This is a genomic window from Aeromonas sp. QDB18, assembly GCF_027705325.1.
Taxonomy (GTDB): Bacteria; Pseudomonadota; Gammaproteobacteria; order Enterobacterales; family Aeromonadaceae; genus Aeromonas; species Aeromonas caviae.
The window spans coordinates 1-2,651 of sequence record NZ_JAPDBQ010000033.1 but is presented as its reverse complement, the minus strand read 5'-3'; the positions used below and the strand labels follow the sequence as shown (position 1 = coordinate 2,651).

The window sequence follows — 2,651 nt, the reverse complement described above, 5'->3', positions numbered from 1 at the left end:
GCGCCGAGCAGGTGGTCAACTTCAACGGCATGAAGGTCGTGGTGAAGGAAGGCGTCAGCCCCGAGATCCTCTGATCCTGACGCCCTGTCACGCCAGCGCTACCCAGCACAGTGGCCGCGCAGGTGGTCAACTTCAATGGCATGAAGGCCGTGGTGAAGGAAGGCGTCAGTCCCGAGAGATCCTCTGATCCTGACGCCCTGCCACGCCAGCGCTTCCCAGCACAGTGGCCGAGCGGATGGTCAACTTCAACGGCATGAAGCATGAAGGCCGTGGTGAAGGAAGGGAGCAGTCCCGAGATCCCCTGATCCTGACGCCCTGCCACGCCAGCGCTACCCAGCACAGTGGCCGAGTGGGTGGTCAACTTCAACGGCATGAAGCATGAAGGCCGTGGTGAAGGAAGGGAGCAGTCCCGAGATCCTCTGATCCCGGCTTGAACAAGGGCGCCAAGCGCCCTCTGGCCTTCAGCTGGCCTTGATGGAGAGGGTCAGCACGAAGCGGGCCATGGCCTCGTCGCCGTTGCGAGACGGGCAGGTGGCCACCACCTGGATGGGGCGGTTGATGCGCTGACCGCTCGCCAGGGACTCGTCGATCATGGCGTCGATAAGCTCCCCCGCCGCGCAATCAAACTGCACGTCCCCCTCCGGGCGCTTCAAAAACTCCCCCTGCACATCCTTGAAGGCGAAATGCACCTTCTTGCGCCGCGCCCGCCCCTTCTCCATGACCAGGAGCCCTCCCACCAGGTCGGCACCGGTGGCGAGCGCCCCGAAATACATGCTGCCCAGGTGGTTGCGGGTGCGCCAGCCCAGCGGAATGCGGATGCGCAGCGCCCTGGCGTCCATCTGCTCGATGACGGGGGCACAGAAACCAATGACGGGAATGTAGCGCCAGGCGAACAGACGCAGGGCGAGGTTGGCTTTGAGGCGTTGCAGGTCCATTGCAAACTGATCCGATGAGTTAATGTGACGCAAATGTTGCCAGCCTGCTTCCCGATAGACAAGCCTCCCGTGCCATCCCTGTGAGCGGGCCCCCAAAGGGTATTTGCAAAATTCATGCAATGGCCAGGTTCTATTTGCCCGGGAAATGATAAAACCGGCCTTTCCTGACCCCGGGTCGCCCCTCTCTTTCCCCTTTTTCCGATTTTTTTCAAGGTCCCGCCCCGGATGACGGGACCATGACAGCCATATCCGAATGAAGCACAACGAGAAATACTCCCCGTCAGAGGGCTAGCCCAGGATCCCGCCCCCGCCACTGGGATTATTCGCAGTAACCAAACCCCCTCTCCCTCGCTAGGCTGTTGCTGGCCCGGAAGTAGCCACTCGGCACCGGGTCAACCCGTCTACCAATCTCACCATAAGGATAGAGAGATGAGTCACGTGCAACAGTTGTTCAACGGGGGCGAGAGCGCCGGTACTTTCCAGCTCAACTTCAACAACAACCGTGCCTACGAGCTGTTTGGCCGGGAGTACCTCAAGTGCTATGCCAACCTCAGCGCCAAGGGGAAGATGAGCAAGCCCCTGCCCACCGGGCCGCTGAGCTACACCGTCGACTTCGCCATGGATTGCGGCTGCAGTTCGGTGCTGTTTGACTTCAACCTCGCCTACAAGAAGACCTTCGGCAACCAGTTGCAGGCCCCCCTGTGGCGCGAGTCGGACTACGAGGCCGAGCTGGTGCTCTGCCAGCTGGTGCGCGAGGCACCGGCCAACCGCCTGAGCAACCATGATCAGTTCGCCGAGGCCGAGGCCTTCTTCAACGACGTCAATCTGCCCGACACCGTCCGGGCGGTGGGCAATGATCCCTATGCCGACAAGGACGGCCTGGTGGAGTTCATCGTGGCCAACGAGCTGCTGGACGATCCCGCCGTCATGGCCAAGCTGGCGGAACAGAAGGCCTACCTCATCGCCATCACCTCCGTGGTCACCGCCTACATCAACCGTTACGCCGAAGCCTATGGCGAGCAGTACAAGACGGACGCGGATCTCTGGGCCAGGGCCCTCTCCAAGATCCCCCTGATGGGGCCGAGCAAGATCGATCAGCAGAGCTACAGCCGCCACATCAAGGGGCTCAGCATCGCCACCGACTTCATCAACTTCATCATGGACGTGGTGGTGAGCCAGGGCACCACGGCGCTGGCCAGCTTCAACAAGTTCCTGCAAAAGCAGGGGGATGCCATCCGCTTCGGGGTGGAGAACAACAAGGACTTCTACAAGACCATCACGGTGGGGGTCACGGTGGAAGTGTTCAAGGTGGGCAACGAGCTGGTCTATGTGCCGAAGATCAAGCAGTACCGCGTCAACTTCGACCGCCAGAACAGCAAGTTCACCTCCGCCTGTGCCAGCGCCGAGTTCGTCGACATCTACTTCAACTACCTCTATGCCGCCAACGTGTTCGACTACGAGGCCCTCAAGGACCCCGAGATCAAGCGCGACTTCGACAACTTCATCCAGAAGCAGCGCAAGGCACAGATTGAAGAAGCGGATACCTTCTTCAACGATGACTTCCCGCCCCTGGAGCCCAAGCAGGTCAGCCGCAGCAAGGCCACGGTGTAACCCGCCAGTCAAAAAAACAGCCGGCAGATGCCGCAATGCTGTTCAGATAAGCACATTTTTGACTAATTATTCATAAATGCGACTTGAGTTGGGGGAGCAAGGCTG

2 protein-coding genes and 1 pseudogene (1 of these 3 running past the window's edge) are annotated in these 2,651 nt (G+C 60.2%); 2 read left to right on the top strand and 1 reads right to left on the bottom strand.

Annotated features, from left to right (window positions below; all coding sequences use genetic code 11):
* Positions 1-74, top strand: a pseudogene (locus tag OKC30_RS07460) (ribosome-associated protein); its annotated part reaches 10 nt to the left of the window's first position; the annotation flags it as partial.
* 387 nt (positions 75-461) lie between these two features.
* On the opposite strand, the gene OKC30_RS07450 reads toward OKC30_RS07460, so the two are convergent.
* Positions 462-935: a DUF4442 domain-containing protein gene (locus tag OKC30_RS07450; RefSeq protein ID WP_010674883.1), complete on the bottom strand. Its 474-nt coding sequence runs from the start codon at positions 933-935 to the stop codon at positions 462-464.
* A 429-nt stretch (positions 936-1,364) separates the two neighbouring features.
* On the opposite strand from OKC30_RS07450, the gene OKC30_RS07445 reads away from it, so the two are divergent.
* On the top strand, positions 1,365-2,546 hold the full coding sequence (locus tag OKC30_RS07445; protein WP_043155175.1) for a hypothetical protein: 1,182 nt from the start codon (positions 1,365-1,367) through the stop codon (positions 2,544-2,546).
* The last annotated feature ends 105 nt before the right edge of the window (positions 2,547-2,651 follow it).

What these genes read in the sequence shown, in the direction of transcription:
- OKC30_RS07445 (WP_043155175.1), top strand. Translation starts at nt 1,365, where the DNA reads ATGAGTCACGTGCAACAGTTGTTCAACGGGGGCGAGAGCGCCGGTACT.
- OKC30_RS07450 (WP_010674883.1), bottom strand. Translation starts at nt 935, where the DNA reads ATGGACCTGCAACGCCTCAAAGCCAACCTCGCCCTGCGTCTGTTCGCC.